This is a genomic window from Gammaproteobacteria bacterium (assembly GCA_030949385.1).
Lineage (GTDB): Bacteria > Pseudomonadota > Gammaproteobacteria > JAUZRS01 > JAUZRS01 > JAUZRS01.
This window is the reverse complement of record JAUZSP010000007.1, coordinates 125,353-144,523: the sequence shown is the minus strand read 5'-3', so window position 1 is coordinate 144,523 and position 19,171 is coordinate 125,353. Positions and strand designations below refer to the sequence as shown.

Here is a 19,171-nt window from a genome sequence, read left to right as displayed (position 1 = left end):
ATGGCGTTGACGAAGGCAGTAATGTCGGAGATGTTGTTTGAGGAATTGGGTCTTAATAAACGTGAAGCCAAAGAGTTGGTGGAGCTGTTTTTTGAGGAGATTCGCCAAGCACTTGAAACGGGAGACGATGTGAAGTTTTCCGGTTTTGGCAACTTTATTCTGCGTACTAAAAATCAACGTCCGGGACGTAATCCCAAAACCGGTCAGGAGATCCCCATCAGCGCACGGCGGGTGGTGACCTTTAGGCCAGGGCAGAAACTGAAAGCACGGGTTGAAGCGTATGCTGGAAATCAGCAATAACAGCGAACTGGCACCGATACCGAATAAACGCTACTTCACCATTGGTGAGGTCAGCGAATTGTGCGGGGTTAAACCGCATGTTTTGCGTTATTGGGAGCAAGAGTTCCCAGAACTGAAGCCGGTCAAGCGACGCGGTAATCGGCGTTATTATCAGCGTCACGATGTGATGTTGATCCGTCAAATTCGCAGCTTGCTCTACGAGCAAGGCTACACCATTGGTGGTGCGCGTTTGCAGCTTTCAGGGGAAGCTGCCAAAGAGGATAGCGCTCAGTCTCATCAGATGGTGCGGCAAATTCGCATTGAGTTGGAAGCGATTTTGACTATTTTGAAGAGTTGAAGTTTCTTTTTGACGTTCTTTTTTTGATTTCTCGGTTCATTTAATCTAACCTTTTTTCAGTCTATTTTAGAAAATAAGTAAAAAAGTGTTTGCTAATATACTTTATTTCATCGTTTAGGTAGGCACTGCCAACAACCTAAATAAACACTTTTTAACTTTAAACGGTGCTGGTGCTATGAGCTTTGGCATGGATGTTTTTGCTAAAAGCAGCAGCGACGTTGCTACCAAAACCGACACCACTTCTTCTACTGTGACTGCTGTTGAACCTGCGGCCAAGTAAGACCTAGAACTTTTGTTTCTAAAACCCCTGTTTGTGCGTGGCTCAGCAGGGGTTTTTTTATGTCTTGGAAATGCTTTATTTGCTTGTCTCTCGGTTAAACTGCCGCTCCAATAGTGAACGGTAACGGGAGTAAAAAATGCAATTTGATGATCTGCGTGGCAAACGGGTTTTGATTACCGGTGCTTCCGGTGGTTTGGGTGCGGGCATGGCCAAGGCGTTTGCTGCACAAGGGGCTAAGGTGTTGTTGCACTATCGAAGTCGTGAAGCAGGTGCGCAGAGGGTGTTGCAGCAGATTCAAACTGCGGGTGGCAAAGGCGCACTCTTTTACGCTGATTTGCGTTCGGAAATGGCATTAGAGCGGTTGGTGTCAGAGGCTTGGCGAAAGTGGGACGGCATTGATATCTTGGTCAATAATGCCGGTATTGTTCTTAAAGCGAGCATGTTGGATGCCGGTTCGGTCTATTGGGATGATGTATTGAACATTAATTTGCGAGCGCCTTATTTGCTCAGCCGAGCGGTGGTCAAACGTATGATTGCGGCAGAGATTGCCGGTGTGATCATTAATAACAGCAGCATTCACGCAAAAAAGAGTGTGGAAAATTTTTCGGCTTACGCTGCTTCCAAAGCAGGATTGGAGTCTTTAACCGAAGTGATGGCTCTGGAGTGGGCAAAGCATGGCATTCGAGTTAATGCAGTCGCTCCAGGGGTGGTGCCAGTGGAGCGGACTCATGTGGCGCTTAAGGCGGCTGAAGGTCAGTGGTTACCTCATCTGCCCTTGCAGCGCTATGGTTTGGTGGAGGAGATTGCCAATTTGACCCTGTTTTTAAGCTCAGATGTGTCGGCATGGACGACGGGGCAATCCTATGTGGCCGACGGTGGCATGACGGCGCGAATGGATATGCCAAAACGACCGCAGCCGGAGCTGCCCGTTCTGCCCGATGAGATTGATGAGGTGTAGTTTTGGGTTAAAACAGTTCGACAGATTCTTTGTTGGGGCTGTCGTCTAGATCAAAAAAGAGGTCGATGTCGCCTTGATCAACATTATGTTGTTGAATCGCATCGTGATTAAATTGTTGATTGTATGCGTTTTTACTTTCAATTATCTGTTGTATCTTTTCACTGCGCTGATTGAATTGTTCGGCCAGATCTCCTGGGTGGTTTTCTTGTTGAGCGTCAAGGTAGTGGTTTAGGTGCTCTTCTAAAGATTCAGTTCGGTTGGCGGTTTGCACGATGAGCTGGCTGACAATGTCATCAAATTGCAGTGAGATAACGCCGTCCATAATCAATTGATGAATGCGTTCGGAGAGCAGGTGGATGTTTTTTGACTGATCACCCGCTCGGGAGTTGATGCGTTGTACCTCTTGCCACATTTTGGCCAGACTTTTTTGTGAGTGGTGAGCAACGCTCATGTCGGTGGCAGAGGCTTGTTCCATGGATTCGTCCACTTCGCTGACGGATTTTTCAATTTCTTCCATGCGAGAACGAATTTCACCACTGAATTCATGGGTGCGCTGTGAGAGGTTGCGTACCTCTTCGGCTACCACAGCAAAACCACGCCCCGCTTCTCCGGCGCGAGCCGCTTCGATGGCGGCATTGAGGGAGAGCAATTCTGTTTGAGAGGTGATGGCATTGACCTCGTCGAGTAGTTTTACCACGGAGTCGATTTGCTGATGCATGTGGTTGAATTTTTTTCCCACCGCATCGCTGGAGGTTTTCATCTCGGATATGGTTTGAATGAACTGCTTGATCATCACTTCGGTCTCTTGTGTGAGGTGATGAATGCCCTGTTTATGGGCGGTTTTTTTGTCTGATGAGGCGATGTCGACCAGTTCATTAACTAAAGTTTCCAGCTGCTGCTGTTGGTTAATGGAGATGCTTTGCAAGCCGGTGAAGCTGTTGCTGAGTTTGCTGACCGCGTCGTTCATGACGCTGGTTACTTGGGCAAGAGAATCCCGCAGTGCGCTGAGTTCTTGGTTGCTCTCTTTTATGAGTTGGCCTGAGAGTGTTTCGTAGTTCTGGATGGCGCTTTGCAAGTCTTGGTAGCGTTTTTCATCTGTGGTGCGTGCTTTTTTATAACGCTGCGTTGTACCAATTATGCCCCATAAGAGCAATACAATGACGCTGCCTTGGAGGCTGATTTGCCACAGAGAAGCGATGCCTTGCAGTGCTAAGAGGCTGCTGAGAGCCAGCATAAGTAGAGCAATTACGATGAGGCTGGAGTAGAAACGAGTTTTCACGATCTGTCTGACTTCCCTATGCTCTGTCAAAATCTCTTAATGGGAGCTAAGCAAAAATGGCTCCGATCTTGTAAAATAGGCAAATTTTTTACAGTTGAGGCCTGAGTATGCAAGCCAAAATCATCACCATGTTAACGTTGCAAGAGTCGATGAATGTCAGAGTTAATCCCGAGTGGCGCAGTGCTGGTTGTGAGTGGTATCGAGCCATCTGGACCGAGTGTGCTGAGATGTTGGATCATTACGGTTGGAAGTGGTGGAAACATCAGGAGCCGGATCTGGAACAAGTGAAGCTGGAGTTGATCGATATTTGGCATTTTGCTCTGAGTGCCAAATTGATGGCTGGTTTGTCACTGGAACAGACAGCCGAGCAGATTGTGCTTGCCTTGGAAAAAGCCGATGAGAGTGATGATGTTCGTCTGTTGATCGAAAAATTGGCGCAGCGTTCGCTTGAGACTCATGAAGTGGATATGGGGGTGTTTATCCGTTTGATGCAGCTGTTGAAGATGGATTTTGATGAGCTGTTTAAATCTTATGTGGGCAAGAATGTGTTAAATGTATTTCGCCAAGATCACGGTTATAAGCAAGGAAATTACATCAAAGTCTGGCAGGGACGAGAGGATAACGAACATTTGGTGGATATTTTGACGCGCTTGGATGCAAACGCTGATGAGTTTGCTGCTGGGGTTTATCGGGCGTTGGAGGCGGTTTATCCGGCTTGAGCTGATTTTTCTGAGGGGATAAAAAAGACCCGCTGGCCTTACGGCCAAGCGGGTCTTTTTGGAAGAACAAACGCCTTATTTTTTGGCGTTGCGTTCTTTGGTCTCCTTGATCACGGCTTCAGCCACGTTCTTAGGACAGGGTGAGTAGTTGTCAAATTCCATTGAGAACTGGCCACGACCAGAGGTCATGGTACGCAGATCACCGATGTAACCGAACATTTCACTCAATGGTACGTTGGCTTTGATGCGCACGCCGGTAGGAGTGGAATCTTGGCCTTGAATCATGCCACGGCGACGGTTCAGATCACCGATGACATCACCGACGTGATCGTCAGGGGTGAAGACGTCCACTTTCATGACCGGTTCGATCAGCTGAGCACCGGCTCGGGGCATGGACTGACGGTAAGCGCCTTTGGCTGCAATTTCAAACGCAACGGCAGAGGAGTCAACGGCATGGAATGAACCGTCTAACAAGGTGACTTTGAAGTCCAAACACGGGAAGCCAGCCAAGACACCTTGGTGCATGCTGTTTTTAAAGCCTTTTTCAATCGCAGGCCAGTATTCACGAGGAACATTACCGCCGGTGACTTTGGATTCAAAGACAAAACCACTGCCCGCTTCGCCAGGCTCGATGGTGTAGTCGATTTTACCGAATTGACCAGAACCACCGGACTGTTTTTTGTGGGTGTAGCTGTCTTCGATCAGTTGGGTGATGGTTTCACGGTAGGCCACCTGTGGTTTGCCCACTTCAACATCAACTCCGTGGGTACGGCGCAGGATGTCGATTTTGATGTCCAGATGCAGCTCACCCATGCCTTTGAGGATGGTCTCACCGCTGTCTTCGTCGGTTTCAACACGGAAAGAAGGGTCTTCTGCGATCATTTTTCCCAGTGCCACGCCTAATTTTTCCGAGGCGGTTTTGTCTTTGGGCGCAACAGCAATGGAGATGACTGGATCAGGAAAGACCATGGGTTCCAAAGTGGCTGGGAATTTAGGATCACACAAGGTGTGACCGGTTTGCACGTTTTTCATGCCGACGATGGCAACGATGTCACCGGCTTGGGCTGAACTCAGCTCTTCACGAGAGTCGGCGTGCATCTCAACGATGCGACCGATGCGTTCGGTTTTGCCGGTGAAGGTGTTGAGCACCGAGGTGCCTTTTTCCAGTCTGCCGGAGTAGATGCGGATAAAGGTCAATGCACCAAAGCGGTCATCCATAATTTTGAATGCCAGCGCGCGCAGAGGTTTGTCCAGCGCAACAAGGGCGAATTCGCCGGTTTCGTTGCCTTCCATGTCCACTTCAGGCTGAGGTGGTACTTCGGTGGGGCTGGGCAGGTAGTCCACTACGCCGTCGAGGATCAACTGAATGCCTTTGTTTTTAAAGGCGGAGCCACAGTAGGTGGGAAAGAAGTCCAGCGCGATGGTACCTTTGCGAATGCAGCGTTTAATCTCATCAATGGAAGGTTCGGTACCATCCAAATAGGATTCCATCAGATCGTCGTCTTGTTCGACGGCGGTCTCGATCATCTGTTCGCGGTACTCTTCCACTTTATCAACCATGTCCGCAGGCACGTCTTCGATGCGGTAGTTGTGGGGGTCACCAGAGTCATCCCAGATCCACGATTTGCGGGTTAGGACATCGACTACACCGATAAAGTCATCTTCGATGCCGATGGGCAGGGTCATGACCAGTGGGTTGGCAGCCAGTACTTTGGTAACTTGATCCACCACACGGTAGAAATCCGCACCGATGCGATCCAGCTTGTTGACAAAGATGACCCGAGCCACAGCAGACTCATTGGCGTAACGCCAATTGGTTTCAGACTGAGGTTCAACACCGCCAGAGCCACAGAAAACGCCAACGCCGCCGTCTAATACTTTAAGGGAGCGATAAACTTCAATGGTGAAGTCAACGTGTCCAGGGGTATCAATGATATTGAAACGATGGTCGTCCCAGTAGCAGGTGGTGGCCGCAGATTGGATGGTGATGCCGCGTTCGCGCTCTTGATCCATGAAATCGGTGGTGGCTTCACCGTCGTGGACTTCACCGATTTTATGGGTCTTACCGGTAAGGTTAAGAATGCGTTCGGTGGTGGTGGTCTTGCCCGCATCCACGTGCGCGAAAATGCCGATGTTGCGGTAGTTCAGTAGTTCAGTCATGTGTGTGCTCTAGATCTTGATTTCGGGTAAAAAAGTCTTTGTCGATGGCATCCGAGTTTGGGTTAAACTCTCTGCCCTGAGTATCGGGACCCGTCAGCCCCGAAAAGTTCGGCATTGTACAAGAAAATGCCGAGGGATAGGGATAATTCCTCACAGAATCAAAGAAAGTCTGATTGTTTATTGTCTGGAGGTGAGTGTGATGGTTCGTGGTTTCGTAATGGCTCTGGTTTTTTTGCTGTTTCCGCAGTGGGTGTTGGCCTCAGATGTGCGCCTCTGTCGCGGTAACGATTGGCAACCGACCTACGTGAATGATGTGGTGAGCGGTGATCCGACACCTTATTATGTGATGCCCGATGGCTCTTTTTCAATCTTGACCGGAGACTGGGTTAATCAGAGTGGTCCAGGCATGTGCGCTTTGTATGGAGTGCGAGATGACACCTACTTTAGTGGCTGTTTTCAATACCGTCAGTTGCAGTGTGGCTGTGATGGCAAAAGTATCAGTAACGCCACCTGTAAAAAATTACTCAGTTATACGGGTTCAAAATCGGTTACTGGCGGTAAGAGTGATCTATGGCAGACCAGTCAAGGCGAAATGGTTTTTTTTAGGTGATGTCTCTAGTGGTCATCTGGCCGAGTATGGCAGTGATCAAGGTCGCATACTGGGTCAGTATCGCGGCGGTGTTTTGGATGGTTATTGGGTCGAAGCGAAGTCGCGTAAACGTTGTGAGGTAGAAAAAGACGGCTCGTTTTATTGGGGGAAAGTGCTGTTTAGTTTCGATGATGCGCGCACCCATTTTGACGGTTACTGGGGTTATTGCCAAGAACAGCCATCGCATAAATGGCGTGGTTCAAAATAGCGGTGCTGGAAATTTCTCCTGTTGTTTCAGGGCAGAATCGCTACAATACGCACCATGTCAGGAAATAGCTTTGGAAAATTGTTTACGACCACCGGTTTCGGTGAAAGTCACGGCCCCGCCATCGGTTGCATTGTGGACGGCTGCCCCCCTGGGTTAGCGCTTTGCGAGGCGGATCTGCAAGGAGATCTGGATCGTCGTCGCCCAGGTACCTCGCGTCACACCACCCAGCGCCGCGAACCGGATCAGGTCAAAATTCTCTCAGGGGTGTTTGAGGGTAAAACCACCGGTACACCCATTGCCCTAATCATTGAAAACGTCGATCAACGTTCGAAAGATTATTCAGATATTATGGATCGGTTCCGTCCCGGTCACGCCGATTACACTTATACACAAAAATACGGTTTCCGCGATTACCGTGGCGGCGGTCGATCTTCTGCGCGTGAAACGGCGATGCGAGTGGCGGCTGGTGCGATTGCGAAAAAATATCTGGCGCAGCAGTTGGGGGTGACGATTCGTGGTCATCTTTCTCAGTTGGGGCCGATTAAAGCCGAAGGTTTGGACTGGTCGGTGGTGGGTGATAACCCCTTTTTCTGGCCGAACGCCGCGCAGGTGCCTGAGCTGGAAGCGTATATGGATGCCTTGCGTAAAGAGGGCAATTCGGTGGGGGCAAAAGTGACCGTGGTAGCCGAAGGTCTTCCACCAGGTTTGGGTGAGCCGATTTTTGATCGTCTTGATGCGGATATTGCTCATGCCTTGATGAGCATCAACGCCGTCAAAGGGGTGGAGATCGGCGCGGGCTTTGATTGTGTGGCGCAAAAAGGCACGGAACACCGCGATGAGATCACTCCTGAAGGGTTTCTCTCCAATCATGCGGGTGGGGTGCTGGGGGGGATCTCTTCAGGGCAGGCGATTGTGGCTTCCATTGCGATGAAACCCACTTCCAGTATGCGTCTGCCTGGGCGCAGTGTGAATTTGCAAGGCGAGCCGATTGAGGTGGTCACCAAGGGGCGGCACGACCCTTGTGTCGGCATTCGTGCCACCCCAATTGCCGAGGCGATGTTGGCTCTGGTGTTGATGGATCACTATCTGCGACATCGAGCGCAAAATGGCGATGTGATGGTGGATACTCCGGTGATTCCGGCGGGCGTGTAATTTTTTCTTTTCTGGTGCGGCTCTGTTGTGACCTCTTCTGATCTGCCGTACTGGAAACTCTCCTCGTTTTATCTGTTCTATTTTGCCACCCTGGGTGCTTTGATCCCCTACTGGGGGCTTTATCTGCAATCGTTGGGGTTCTCTGCCGCTGAAATTGGTGAGTTGATTGCCATTTTGGCGTTGACCAAGTTGATTGCGCCCAATATTTGGGGCTGGGTGGCGGATCACACCGGCAAGGGCATGTGGGTGGTGCGCATCACCAGTCTGTTGGCGTTGCTGAGTTTTTCATTGCTGTTGTGGGTCAACAGTTATTTGTGGCTGGCGCTGGTAATGGCGCTCTTTAGTTTTTTTTGGAACGCCTCTTTGCCGCAATTTGAAGCGGTCACCTTTTCTCATCTGGGCAAAAACAGCCACGCTTACGGTCGCATTCGCCTTTGGGGTTCCTTGGGTTTTATTCTGCTGGTGGTGGTGTTGGGGCCGCTGTTGGATCGTTTTGGTGTCGAGACTTTGCCGTGGATTGTGTTGTGGCTGTTTGTGGTGCTGTGGCTCTCTTCCTTGCTGGTGCCGGAAGCTCCGGCCTCTGAGCACCCCTCTTCTGCGGCCAGTCTTTGGTCGGTGTTGAAGCAGCCAAAAGTGCTGGCGTTGTTGCTGGCCTGTTTTCTGTTGCAGGCCAGTCATGGCCCTTATTATGTGTTTTACAGCATCTATTTGGAGCAGGTCGGTTACAGTACAACAGTGATTGGTCTGCTGTGGGCTTTGGGGGTGGTGGCGGAGATTGGGGTCTTTATCTGGGCACCGCAGCTGTTGCGTCGCTTTCCTTTGGGTACGTTGTTGGCGTTGAGTCTGTTTTTAACCGCCTTGCGTTGGTTGTTGATCGCCTATTTTGTTGAGGTGCAGGTTGTGTTGCTGTTTGCTCAACTGCTGCATGCGGCCAGCTTTGGTCTCTATCATTTGGCGGCCATTTCCTTTATTCACCGCTTTTTTGTCGGTCGTCATCAGGGGCGAGGGCAGGCGATTTATGCCAGTGTCAGTTTTGGTGCTGGTGGGGCAGTGGGCAGTTATTTTGCGGGGCAATTTTGGCAGTCATGGGGCGCGGCGCTGACCTTCTCGGTGGCGGGAGGAGTGGCTTTGTTAGCAGCTCTGGTTGCGTATTGGGGCTTGTTTGGCAGGGGTGAGTTTGTTTTAAGCGTGAAGAGCAAGGGAAATCCCTAATAGACAAATGGTTACTATTCCCGCATATTCAGCCGCTTTTGCGGGGTTTGTCACAAAAGCACCGTTTATACTGAGCGGTTTTCATCACTTTGAATAATACAGTTGGCGTTTTGCTAGGGCTGTTGGGTACGGATTATGACAAAATCGTGGGGTGTGCTGGTTGGCACAATGTTACTTGGTACTGTGAATGCAGCAGAAATCGAGCCAATCGCGGCTGAGAGCCAGTTGGAAGTTGTGCAGGTGAAACGTCAGAACGCATCGCTGTTGACCAGTACCATCGGTGGCAGTGTGACGGCCTTGAAAACCGTCTCTCTGGCGGCGCAATTGCCAGGTCGGGTACGTTACCTTGCCGGTAACGAAGGCGATCGTTTCTTAGCAGGCGCGTTGTTGTTGGGTTTGGATAACACCGCTTTGCGAGCGCAGTTACAAGCGGCTCAAGCGGACTATTCCTCGGCTCAAGCGGCTATTCAGGATGCAAAAGCAAAACTGAATCGTGAGATTAACTCCCCGAGTGTGGTGGCCAAAACCCCCGGTGGCATGGCGATGCCCTCGATGATGGATCAGATGTTTACGGATCCCATGCAGTCGGTGATGGGCACCCGCGATACGGGTGCGGAACGCCACAGTGATTTAGTGGCACGTCAGGTGGCGCTTTCTCAGGCCAAGAGCAATTTGCTGCGCTCTCAGGCGCAAATTCAACAGATCGAAGCGGCGCTGCGGGACAGTCAAAGTGTGGCTCCCTTTGATGGCGTGATCATCAAACGCCATGTGGAGCTGGGTGATACGGTGCAACCAGGACAGGCTTTATTGGCTTTTGCGGACACCTCGCGTTTGGAAGTCAAAATCGAAGTGCCGGTGCGCCTGCGTTCGGCTTTAAAAGTCGGTATGACTTTGGACGTGCGCTTGGATGATGTGGCCAATGGCCGCCCGGTGGTGCAGGCGGTGATCAGTCGTATTTTCCCGGTGGCGGACTCGGTGCGTCATACCGTGCCTTTGGAGTTGTTGCTGCCTGAGAAGACCAGTGCCGTTGCCGGTATGTACGCCGAAGTGATGATTCCAGAAGCAAACAGTGGCGCGCAAGGTGATTTGGTGATCCCGCGTTCGGCGGTGGTGATTAAAGGCGGCCTGCCCTTGGTGTTCGTGATGGACGAGAAGGGGCAAGCGATGTTGCGCCTGCTGCGTTTGGGGGCGACGACAGATGATTCTGTGGTGGTGATTTCCGGTTTGCAGGAGGGGGCTGCCATTGTTAAGCAACCTTTGCCAGGAATGAAAAGTGGCGATACGGTCGTGCCTCAAGCAGCAGCGACTGAAGCAGAATAATTTTTTCTGTAAAAACAATCAGTAACGGTGAGCAAGCGTATGTTTTGGCTCACTGTTTTGGCTCACCTATTTTTTGATAAAGACAATTCATATGGCACAGGACGCATCAGCTCAAAACGCGGTTGAGACGCACGCTCCTCTGGGGCTGGCAGGCAAAACGGCACAAGCATTCATTCACTCTCCTCTTTCACCTCTGCTCTTTTTAGCCATGATGGCCATGGGGCTGATTGGCTTAATGGTTACTCCACGTCAAGAAGATCCTCAGATCTCGGTGCCAATAGTGGATCTGTTTGTGGCCTATCCGGGGGCTTCTTCGGAGCAGGTGGCGGCGCTGGCCATTGAACCACTCGAACGTATTATGAGTGAAATTCCTGGTGTGAAGCACGTCTACTCTGCCAGTCAACGCGGCCAAGGTGTGGTGACGGTGCGCTTTATCGTCGGTGAAGAAGCAGGAGCCTCACTGGTAAAAGTGCATGATAAATTGCAGTCCAATATGGATCAGATGCCGCCTGGGGTCAGCCCGCCGTTGGTGAAGGCCAAAGGCATTGATGATGTGCCGGTGGTGACCGTGACTCTGTGGTCCGATGTGGTGGACGGCGGGGGGTTGCGTCGTCTCTCTTTGAATTTACTGCAAAGTTTGAAACAGATTCCGGATACCGGCCAGGGTTTTGTGGTGGGCGGTCGCAGTGAGCAGATTCAGGTGGACGTTTTGCCAGAGCGTTTGGCGGGCTTTGGGGTCAGTTTGGAGCAGGTGGCGCAGATCATTCGTGCTTCCAACAGTGAGGCCAAAACCGGTTCAATGGAGTCGAACAATCATCACATGGCACTCTATGCCGGTGGATTTTTGGCTTCGGCCAGCGATGTGGGTAATTTGTTGGTTGCAACTCATCAAGGTCAGCCGGTTTACATTAAAGATGTGGCCACGGTAACCAGCGCGTTGCAGGAGCCAAATCAATTGGTGACCTATTCGACGGGGGTGGCGTATCAGCAAGCCACGGGCAGCAATCATCAGGCAAACAACGCGCAAGCAGTGACGGTGGCGATTGCGAAAAAAATGGGTGCTAATGGGGTGACGGTGGCCGATGCAATTTTGGCCAAAGTTGAATCCTTGAAAGGGCGTTTGATTCCAGCAGAAGTGCATGTGGAAGTGACCCGTAATTACGGTGCCAGCGCGGCGGATAAGGTCAATGAACTGCTGTTTAAACTGGTGATCGCAACGGGCATTGTGACCTTGTTGGTTTGGTACGCCTTGGGCATCCGTCCGGCGATTGTGGTCACATTGGTGATTCCGGTGGTGATCTTGATGACGGTGTTTGCTGCCTTTTTGATGGGCTTTAGCATTGATCGCGTGAGTCTGTTTGCGTTGATCTTCTCTATCGGTATTTTGGTGGATGATGCCATCGTGGTGGTGGAAAACGTCTACCGGCGTTGGTTAATGAAAGGCGCGATGGACACGGATACGGCGGTGGATGCGATTCGTGAAGTGGGCAACCCGACGATTGTGGCGACCTTTGCGGTGGTGGCGGCGCTGTTGCCGATGGCCTTTGTGAGCGGTTTGATGGGGCCGTATATGGGGCCGATTCCGGCGCTGGGTTCGGTGGCGATGATTATCTCTCTGTTTGCCGCGTTTGCCTTTACTGCGTGGTTGATCATGCGGATTAAACCCTCTCTGAGCCAGTTGCGAGAGATGGAAGACAAAGAACACGCCGAGCAGGAACGTCTTGATTCACTTTACCGTCGTGTCTTGGTGCCTCTGATTGAAAACCGGTTTTACGGTAAGGTCTTTTTGATTGGTTTGGTGGTGTCGTTTTTCTTGGTTTGTTCAATGTTTTACACCACGGCGGTAACGGTGAAGATGTTGCCTTACGACAACAAACAAGAGTTCAGTGTTGTTTTGGATATGCCCGAGGGCAGCGCCATGGCCAGTACCGCCAATGCGGTGTTGCAGATGGCGGAAGTGATTCGTTTGGTACCGGAAGTAACGGCGGTGCAAACCTACACCGGTACAGCGAAACCCTTTGATTTTAACGGCATGGTGCGTCACTACTATTTGCGTTCAGAGCCGTGGCAGGGTGAGTTGCAAGTGCAATTGCTGCACAAAACCGAACGTGATCGCTCCAGTCATGAGATTGCCCAAGAGGTGCGGGGTCTGTTGTTGCCCATCGTGCAGGCGGCTGGTGGGCGTTTGACGGTGGCAGAGATGCCTCCAGGCCCTCCGGTGATGCAGTCGGTGGTGGCAGAAATTTATGGCCCAGATGCGCAGACGCGCCGCCAAGTAGCGGCGGATATGACCAAGATGTTTGAGAGCTTGGACGGTTTGGCTGACGTGAATAACTTGATGCAGCAAGAGCATCAGGTGTGGCATTTTGAGGTGGATACGCAAAAAGCCAGCCGTCTGGGTATTTCAGTGAAGAGTATCATTCGTAACCTGAGTATGGCCATGGGCGAGTACCGTGTGGATGATATCAAACAAGGTGCGGCGCTGGAGCCGACTTACATTGTGTTGCAAATACCGCTTTCTATGCGTTCGCGCACGGAGTATCTCAATGAACTGCCCATTGCCAACAGCAATGGCAAGCTGATTCCGCTGGCGGAGCTGGGGCGTTTTGTTCAAGTGACCCAAGACCCGGTGATTTACCACAAAGATTTGCGTCCCTTGGAGTATGTGGTGGGCGATGCGGTGGGGCGTTTGGCCGCACCGATTTATCCGATGAGTGACATTGATACCTTATTGGAAAACTACACTACCCCCGATGGGGTAACGATGTCCGGTTTTATGACCGGCGCGCCTGAGGATAACGGTGAATCTGCGTTTGAGTGGGGCGGTGAGTGGACGATTACCTACGTCACCTTCCGTGATATGGGCATTGCTTTTGGTGTGGCTCTGATCCTTATTTACATGTTGGTGGTGGGCATGATCGGTAACTTTGTCTTGCCAGCGGTGATCATGGCTCCGATCCCCTTAACTCTGTTGGGCATTGTGCCGGGTCACTGGATTATGGGGGCTGAATTTACTGCCACCTCGATGATCGGTTTTATTGCTTTGGCGGGCATTATTGTGCGTAATTCTATTTTGCTGGTGGATTTTTCTATTGCCGAAGTGAAAATGGGTACTCCCGTGGAAGAGGCGGTGTTGCGTGCGTGTAAAGCCCGTACCCGTCCGATTGTGATCACGGCATTGGCTTTGATGGGCGGTGCCAGTGTGATCCTCAGTGATCCGATTTTCCAAGGTATGGCGGTTTCACTGCTGTTTGGGGTGATGATCTCGACGATTTTGACTTTGATCGTGATACCACTGGGGTGCATCAGTGTGGGTTCAAGCATGTCTGATGACAGCACTGAGAAGCAGAGCCACGTTTAAACGTGGTTTTATAGGCCGTTGAGTAGAGACCTTTACTCAACGGTGCTTGTAACTTAAAAAAAGCTGAAAGTTGTGGTTTCTATGAATAAGCCGTGGTATAAATAATTCCCAGAGGTTAATTCGTTGTTTAAATGCAATTACGAGCTAAATGGTTTTCAGACAGAGCGGAGACTATTGAAAACATTTTTCTAGATAAATAATTTTTGTTCTATGGATGAAGTTCTATGGTAGATCGTGCGGCTAAAAAAGGCCTCTGGATTGGTGTCTTAATTTTTTTGGCGGGTGCAGCAGCACTGGCCAGTGTTAATGCTTTTTTCAGTTATACCAACCGTATGGAGTTTTGTATTTCGTGTCATACGATGCAGACCAATTACAACGAGTATAAAGAAACCTCCCATTTTAAAAATCGTTCCGGTGTGCAAGCCACCTGTGCCGATTGCCACGTTCCTAAGGAATTTGGACCTAAACTTTACGCCAAAATCATGGCGGCCAAAGACGTTTACCATGAAATTTTAGGCACCATTGATACGCCGGAAAAATACGAAGCGCATCGTTGGGATATGGCCTCTCGGGTTTGGGCAAAAATGGAAGCCAGCGATTCTCGCGAGTGTCGCAGTTGCCATAATGTTGAACATATGGATTTTGACGAGCAGGATAAGATGGCTGCTAAAAAGCATCGTCGTGCGACTGAAAAGGGAAAAACGTGTATCGATTGTCATAAAGGCATTGCTCATGAAGAGCCGGATGAGCCGGAAGATTCAGAGTAGGTCTGCAGGTCAAAGAGTAAGATAAACGCTGTTTTTATTAACCCACGCTGTAATGCGAGAGGAGGGAGACTATGAGGCAAAAAAAGAGACAACTTGCCTTGTTGATTGGTGGTTTGGTATTGAGTGCAACGGCTTGGGCCGCGACACCCAGTGGTGAAATGTTGGGCAACACCTGTGCCGGTTGTCATGGTACCAATGGCAATAGCCAAGGGCCTGCGACACCGACCATTGCGGGTATTTCCAAAGACTACTTTGTCGATGCAATGAAAGCCTATAAGAGTGGCGAACGCCCCTCAACCATTATGGGTCGTATCGCAAAAGGCTACACTGAAGAAGAATTTGAAGCGATGGCGAAATTTTTTGCCGAGCAAAAATTCAAAGCCGGTATGCAGGTGTCTGATAAAGGCAAAGCCAAAAAAGGTGCAAAACTGCACGATAAATACTGTGAAAAATGCCACGAAGATGGCGGTACTTCCAGTGAAGACGATGCAGGTATCCTAGCTGGTCAGTGGGGACCTTACTTGCATTACACGATGCAGGACTTCATGGACGGCAGTCGTGAAATGCCGAAAAAAATGAAGAAAAAACTGGAAAAAATGCATAAAAAAGCGGGTGATGCTGGTATGGATCAACTCATGAACTTTTATGCCAGCGAGAAGTAGGGGAGAGGACTAATATGAGTCAATTTACACGTCGTAATTTCCTCAAGGTTACAGGTGCTGCCGCCGCCGTTGGCGCGCTGGGTGCTCCTGGCTTGAGTTTGGGTGCAACCAAGCGGGTTGTGATAATTGGTGGTGGTATGGGTGGCGCAACAGCTGCTAAATACATTCGCATGGGTGATTCTTCAATCGAAGTGACCCTGATCGAAGCCAACAAACATTACTACACCTGTTTCATGAGTAATGAAGTGCTGGGCGGTGGCCGTAGCATGGATTCAATCAAGTTCGGTTACAGTGGTTTAGCAGCTCACGGTGTTAAAGTGGTCAATGACTGGGTAACCGGTATTGATGCTAAAGCACAAAAAGTGAACACCAAAAGCGGAAAATCTTTCGCTTACGATCATTGCATCGTTTCTCCTGGTGTGGACTTCAAATGGGATACCATTGAAGGCTACGATGAGGCTGCTGCTGAAAAAGTGCCACATGCTTGGAAAGCCGGTTCACAAACCATCATTCTGCGCAAACAGCTGGAAGCAATGAAAGACGGCGGTACGGTGATTATTGCACCTCCTCCTAACCCTTTCCGTTGTCCTCCTGGGCCATACGAGCGTGCCGGTCAAATCGCACATTATCTGAAGAAACACAAACCAAAATCAAAAATCTTGATTTTGGATTCTAAAGATAAGTTCTCCAAGAAAGGCCTGTTTGTTCAGTCTTGGAAAGCAATGTACGGTTACGGTACCGACAACAGCATGATCGAGTGGGTTTCTAAAGCCAACGACGGTCTGGTTAATCGTGTTGATGCCGACAAGCGCATGGCCTTTACTGAGTTTACTGATCATAAGGCTGACGTATTAAACGTTATCCCTGCTCAGAAAGCCGGTAAAATCGCCTTTGCTGCGGGCTTGACCAACGATAAAGGTTGGTGTCCTGTGAATCAGAAGACGTTCGAGTCTACCATTCACAAAAATGTCCACGTCATTGGTGACTCCTCAGTTGCTAGCCCTCTGCCGAAATCCGGTTATGCGGCCAGTTCTGAAGCCAAAGTCTGTGCAGCAGCCATCGTTGCTATGTTGAATGGCAATGATGCGCCTACGCCTTCTTACGTTAACACCTGTTACAGTGTGCCTGGCGAAGATTGGGGTATTTCTGTTGCAATGGTTTACCGTCTCGGTGCAGAAGGTAAAATCATTAAGGTTAAGGGCTCTGGTGGCCTGACACCTATGGATGCAACTCCTGCTTTCCGCAAGCGTGAAGTGGGTTATGCACACAGCTGGTTCAAAAATATCACCTCTGATACGTTTGGCTAAAGCCAGTTAAGTCAATTTATTGACTTAAAAAGCGGAGCCTTTGTGCTCCGCTTTTTTTGTGCTTAAAATTTGGTGCTATGGATGTGAATAATAAAAAAATTGATGATTTTTTAAAACAAGAACGACTGCCTGAACAGTATCGCCATACTGTTTTCCCTTGGTTTAAGGACTTGGCTGACGATGTTTTTTTGTTGTATAAAAAGGCGGATAAACCTCTTGTGATTGGTCTGCAAGGTTCACAGGGTTCGGGAAAATCCACTTTAGCAAAGTTGCTTGCTCTGTTATTAAAACCACTCTCGGTGGTGTCGCTTTCGCTTGATGATTTTTATTTAACCCATCAACAGCGCCAAGAGCTTGCCCAGCACGTTCATCCTTTGTTGGCCACTCGTGGGGTGCCGGGAACCCACGATGTGGTACTGGCCTTGCGGACGCTGGCACAATTGCAGCAGACAGCGCCTACCGACGACTGTTTAATTCCCCGTTTTGATAAAAGCATTGATGACCGTTTACCCGAATCTGAATGGTCGCTTGTGCGGGGAAAAGTGGATCTAATTATTTTAGAAGGGTGGTGTTTGGGCGCTGAAGCGCAAACAGCAGCTGAGGTGGCTTTGCCTATAAATGATTTGGAAAAAAATGAGGATTCAAGCAGCGTTTGGCGCACGTATGTGAACGACTGTTTGGCGGATGAGTATCAGAAGTTGTTTAAAAAAATAGATTATCTGGCACTGCTGAACCCACCCACCTTTGAGAGGGTTTATCAGTGGCGTTTATTACAGGAGCAGAAGCTATCAGAACAGTCTGATAAAAAAAATCGCTTGATGAATGAAACAGAACTGCGGCGTTTTATACAACATTTTGAACGTTTAACACAACACTGTTTAAAGACCTTGCCGCAGCGAGCGGATTGGTGTTTTGAGCTGGACAGCGAGCACACTGTGGTGGCGTGTCACAGAAAGGTGGGGGGGTAAAGCGAGGGCTGACACATGGGTCAGCCGCTACAAATCGGTTATAAAAAGGCCAGCACCTCGGTTTCGATGTTGTTTTTATCAATCACACTCTTTTGCGCGATGTTTTTATTAAACAGTTCGCTGATCGTGGCTGGAATTGGCGTGTTGGCTTCATGGGAGATGCTTTTCAGCGCATCCAGATCGTGAGCATCTTCTTCACCGGTGAGGGCGTTGGCAATGGTGGGTGAAAATTTGGTCCACTCAGCAGTGGAGTAGATGATGGTTTTAATGCCCTTTTTGGCGTAGGACTGCTGGGTTTTAAAGCAGGTGGCGGTGTGCGGATCCATTAAATAGCCACGTTTAAAACGGTTCTGAATTACCTCTTTGCCTTCGTTATCACTGCAAAAATCGGCATTGAAAATGGCTTGTAGCTTTGCCAGCTCAGCGGGATTTAATTGGTAATGGTTGTCGCTGTCCAGTTGCAACATTAACTTTTTGGTGCGTTCTGCGCCAAACAGATCAAATAAAATGCGTTCCACATTGGAAGATTTGAGAATGTCCATCGCTGGTGAAGTGGTGCCGATGACCTCCCGTTCACGCAGGTCGTAACGCCCCTCTTGAATCAGTTCGGTGAGTACGTTGTTGCTGTTGGAGGCGATGAGGATTTTTTCTACTGGCAAGCCCATTTTCATGGCGTAATAACCGCCGAGTGCGTTGCCAAAGTTGCCGCTGGGTACATCCAGATAAACCTTATCACCGAGCTTGATTGCGTGTTGGCGCACCAATTCTAAGTAGCTGTGAATGTGGTAGATGATCTGGAAAATAATGCGGCCAAAATTGACCGAATTGGCCGCTGAAAGCCGGGTGTTTTTCTGTTTCAGTTTGGCGGCGAATTTTTCTGAATTGAGCAACTGTTTCAGTGCCGATTGTGCGTCATCAAAATCGCCGTGAATGCCGATGACTTTGAGGTTGGCTGCGTCTTCGGTGACCATTTGCAAACGCTGCACATCGGAGGTGCCGCCGTCGGGATAGAGGCAAGCCACTTTCACGTTAGCACGATTTTTAAAGGTTTCCAGTGCAGCAGGACCGGTGTCACCGGAGGTGGCAGCCATAATTAAATAGTGTTCACCCCGTTGTTGTGCCAGTCGGGAGAGCACCACGCCAAAGGGTTGCAGTGCCATGTCTTTAAAGGCGCGAGTGGGGCCGTGATAGAGCTCGCTGACAAACGTGTCATCGTCCACTTTGACCACCGGCACAGGGTTGTTGGCATCGTCAAAAGCGTCGTAGGTGTTGAGGGCTTCATCGATCACCGCTGGGTCGATGTCGATCTCAAAGGCATTTAGCAGTGCTTTGGCTAAGGTTTTGTAGCTGCTGTTGAGGTGGGTTTGCAAAAAGGTTGTGCCTAGATCGGGTAGGCTATCGGGGACGTAAATCCCTCCAAAAGAGGACATGGGGCTGAGAATGGCGGAAGAAAAACTGACTTCTGAAGCCTGTTGGCCGTCGTTGCCGCGCGTTTCGATAAAATTCATGTTTGTAGGTCATCTGATGTTTAA

At 49.9% G+C, this 19,171-nt stretch carries 17 protein-coding genes; 14 read left to right on the top strand and 3 right to left on the bottom strand.

The window, feature by feature from the left end:
• The 3 genes from ihfA to Q9O24_10115 all read left to right on the top strand — a co-directional run bounded on the left by ihfA (position 1) and on the right by Q9O24_10115 (position 1,875).
• Positions 1-300 carry an integration host factor subunit alpha gene (gene ihfA, locus Q9O24_10125; protein ID MDQ7075485.1) on the top strand — a complete coding sequence of 100 codons (300 nt, stop codon included), beginning with the start codon at positions 1-3 and terminating at the stop codon, positions 298-300.
• Positions 281-637 (top strand): MerR family transcriptional regulator, encoded by a 357-nt coding sequence (locus tag Q9O24_10120; protein ID MDQ7075484.1) that lies wholly within the window; start codon positions 281-283, stop codon positions 635-637. Before ihfA ends, Q9O24_10120 begins: the two co-directional genes overlap by 20 nt.
• 416 nt (positions 638-1,053) lie before the next feature.
• Complete coding sequence (locus tag Q9O24_10115; protein ID MDQ7075483.1) at positions 1,054-1,875, top strand: SDR family NAD(P)-dependent oxidoreductase; 822 nt, start codon at positions 1,054-1,056, stop codon at positions 1,873-1,875.
• Positions 1,876-1,882: 7 nt separating this feature from the next.
• Here Q9O24_10115 and Q9O24_10110 read toward each other — a convergent pair whose 3' ends face one another.
• A complete protein-coding gene (locus Q9O24_10110) occupies positions 1,883-3,154 on the bottom strand; it encodes a methyl-accepting chemotaxis protein (GenBank protein MDQ7075482.1) in 1,272 nt (423 codons plus the stop codon).
• Between the two features lie 107 nt (positions 3,155-3,261).
• Between Q9O24_10110 and Q9O24_10105 the strand changes: the two genes are divergently transcribed.
• On the top strand, positions 3,262-3,873 hold the full coding sequence (locus Q9O24_10105) for a dUTP diphosphatase (GenBank protein ID MDQ7075481.1): 612 nt from the start codon (positions 3,262-3,264) through the stop codon (positions 3,871-3,873).
• Positions 3,874-3,948: 75 nt separating this feature from the next.
• Here Q9O24_10105 and fusA read toward each other — a convergent pair whose 3' ends face one another.
• Positions 3,949-6,033, bottom strand: coding sequence for an elongation factor G (gene fusA / locus Q9O24_10100; protein MDQ7075480.1), 2,085 nt, complete (start codon positions 6,031-6,033; stop codon positions 3,949-3,951).
• A 196-nt stretch (positions 6,034-6,229) separates the two neighbouring features.
• On the opposite strand from fusA, the gene Q9O24_10095 reads away from it, so the two are divergent.
• From Q9O24_10095 to Q9O24_10050, 10 genes are all read left to right on the top strand, one after another.
• Positions 6,230-6,643 (top strand): hypothetical protein, encoded by a 414-nt coding sequence (locus Q9O24_10095; GenBank protein ID MDQ7075479.1) that lies wholly within the window; start codon positions 6,230-6,232, stop codon positions 6,641-6,643.
• Complete coding sequence (locus Q9O24_10090) at positions 6,597-6,890, top strand: hypothetical protein (protein MDQ7075478.1); 294 nt, start codon at positions 6,597-6,599, stop codon at positions 6,888-6,890. Before Q9O24_10095 ends, Q9O24_10090 begins: the two co-directional genes overlap by 47 nt.
• A gap of 54 nt (positions 6,891-6,944) precedes the next feature.
• Positions 6,945-8,042 (top strand): chorismate synthase, encoded by a 1,098-nt coding sequence (aroC, locus tag Q9O24_10085; protein ID MDQ7075477.1) that lies wholly within the window; start codon positions 6,945-6,947, stop codon positions 8,040-8,042.
• Positions 8,043-8,069: 27 nt separating this feature from the next.
• Positions 8,070-9,254, top strand: a complete 1,185-nt coding sequence (locus Q9O24_10080) for an MFS transporter (protein ID MDQ7075476.1) — start codon at positions 8,070-8,072, stop codon at positions 9,252-9,254.
• 135 nt (positions 9,255-9,389) lie between these two features.
• The gene (locus tag Q9O24_10075) at positions 9,390-10,574 is read left to right on the top strand and encodes an efflux RND transporter periplasmic adaptor subunit (GenBank protein MDQ7075475.1); all 1,185 of its coding nucleotides are present in this window, start codon (positions 9,390-9,392) and stop codon (positions 10,572-10,574) included.
• Positions 10,575-10,665: 91 nt separating this feature from the next.
• Positions 10,666-13,935: an efflux RND transporter permease subunit gene (locus Q9O24_10070; protein MDQ7075474.1), complete on the top strand. Its 3,270-nt coding sequence runs from the start codon at positions 10,666-10,668 to the stop codon at positions 13,933-13,935.
• 224 nt (positions 13,936-14,159) lie between these two features.
• Entirely contained in the window at positions 14,160-14,702 is a 543-nt protein-coding gene (locus Q9O24_10065) for a NapC/NirT family cytochrome c (protein MDQ7075473.1), read from the top strand.
• Between the two features lie 71 nt (positions 14,703-14,773).
• Positions 14,774-15,364: a c-type cytochrome gene (locus tag Q9O24_10060; protein MDQ7075472.1), complete on the top strand. Its 591-nt coding sequence runs from the start codon at positions 14,774-14,776 to the stop codon at positions 15,362-15,364.
• A gap of 14 nt (positions 15,365-15,378) precedes the next feature.
• On the top strand, positions 15,379-16,671 hold the full coding sequence (locus Q9O24_10055; GenBank protein ID MDQ7075471.1) for an NAD(P)/FAD-dependent oxidoreductase: 1,293 nt from the start codon (positions 15,379-15,381) through the stop codon (positions 16,669-16,671).
• A gap of 83 nt (positions 16,672-16,754) precedes the next feature.
• A complete protein-coding gene (locus tag Q9O24_10050; GenBank protein MDQ7075470.1) occupies positions 16,755-17,639 on the top strand; it encodes a hypothetical protein in 885 nt (294 codons plus the stop codon).
• 38 nt (positions 17,640-17,677) lie between these two features.
• Here Q9O24_10050 and thrC read toward each other — a convergent pair whose 3' ends face one another.
• Positions 17,678-19,147, bottom strand: coding sequence for a threonine synthase (gene thrC, locus Q9O24_10045; protein ID MDQ7075469.1), 1,470 nt, complete (start codon positions 19,145-19,147; stop codon positions 17,678-17,680).
• Between the last annotated feature and the right edge of the window lie 24 nt (positions 19,148-19,171).

Bases quoted from the DNA above. Each gene is read 5' to 3' on its own strand.
- ihfA (MDQ7075485.1), top strand. From the start codon at position 1: ATGGCGTTGACGAAGGCAGTAATGTCGGAGATGTTGTTTGAGGAATTG.
- Q9O24_10120 (MDQ7075484.1), top strand. From the start codon at position 281: ATGCTGGAAATCAGCAATAACAGCGAACTGGCACCGATACCGAATAAA.
- Q9O24_10115 (MDQ7075483.1), top strand. From the start codon at position 1,054: ATGCAATTTGATGATCTGCGTGGCAAACGGGTTTTGATTACCGGTGCT.
- Q9O24_10105 (MDQ7075481.1), top strand. From the start codon at position 3,262: ATGCAAGCCAAAATCATCACCATGTTAACGTTGCAAGAGTCGATGAAT.
- fusA (MDQ7075480.1), bottom strand. From the start codon at position 6,033: ATGACTGAACTACTGAACTACCGCAACATCGGCATTTTCGCGCACGTG.
- aroC (MDQ7075477.1), top strand. From the start codon at position 6,945: ATGTCAGGAAATAGCTTTGGAAAATTGTTTACGACCACCGGTTTCGGT.
- Q9O24_10075 (MDQ7075475.1), top strand. From the start codon at position 9,390: ATGACAAAATCGTGGGGTGTGCTGGTTGGCACAATGTTACTTGGTACT.
- Q9O24_10070 (MDQ7075474.1), top strand. From the start codon at position 10,666: ATGGCACAGGACGCATCAGCTCAAAACGCGGTTGAGACGCACGCTCCT.
- Q9O24_10065 (MDQ7075473.1), top strand. From the start codon at position 14,160: ATGGTAGATCGTGCGGCTAAAAAAGGCCTCTGGATTGGTGTCTTAATT.
- Q9O24_10060 (MDQ7075472.1), top strand. From the start codon at position 14,774: ATGAGGCAAAAAAAGAGACAACTTGCCTTGTTGATTGGTGGTTTGGTA.
- Q9O24_10055 (MDQ7075471.1), top strand. From the start codon at position 15,379: ATGAGTCAATTTACACGTCGTAATTTCCTCAAGGTTACAGGTGCTGCC.
- thrC (MDQ7075469.1), bottom strand. From the start codon at position 19,147: ATGAATTTTATCGAAACGCGCGGCAACGACGGCCAACAGGCTTCAGAA.